The organism is Pseudomonas morbosilactucae (assembly GCF_023241665.1).
GTDB classification, from domain to species: Bacteria; Pseudomonadota; Gammaproteobacteria; order Pseudomonadales; family Pseudomonadaceae; genus Aquipseudomonas; species Aquipseudomonas morbosilactucae.
The window spans coordinates 1-520 of record NZ_JALQCX010000111.1 but is presented as its reverse complement, the minus strand read 5'-3'; the positions used below and the strand labels follow the sequence as shown (position 1 = coordinate 520).

Genomic DNA, 520 nt, shown 5'->3' with positions numbered 1-520 from the left:
GTTCCGGACAGCGACCTGAAAAGTCAGGTCAAGGCCGCACGCCAGAACGGCGGTGATCGCTGGGCGTGCGTGGCTGCGCCGCTTGCTGCAGACGGCGACTGGACCAACGCCCTGGAGAAGGCCCAGCAACAGGGCTTTTCAGTCGAAGCGGTGGTCATCACCAAACCGGTCACCACCGGCTCCGAACTGTCAGCCATGCATGACGCGGCCGTGACCATCAACAACACCTACGGGCGCCGCGTCTTTGTCATGGCGGCCACTGCCGGCATCACCGTCCAGCAGTCCTGGGCGGAGTACCTGGCAGAGCGCCAAGCCATGGTGTTGAACCTGGCGGCTCCGCGCGTCCTGGTCGTGCCCCAGTTGCACGGCAATGACTTGGGCGTGCTGGCCGGGCGCCTGGCGAACGTGGCCGTGAGCATCGCTGATAGCCCCATGCGCGTGGCTTCCGGCGCCCTGATGGGCCTGGGCGAGACGCCAAAGGACAAGGAAGGCATCCCACTGCCGACCGCGATCCTCTCCG

1 protein-coding gene is annotated in these 520 nt (G+C 66.3%); it reads left to right on the top strand.

The window, feature by feature from the left end; genetic code table 11:
- A partial coding sequence (locus M1B35_RS31890) for a DUF2586 family protein (protein ID WP_268264079.1) occupies positions 1-520 on the top strand: 520 nt, incomplete at both ends.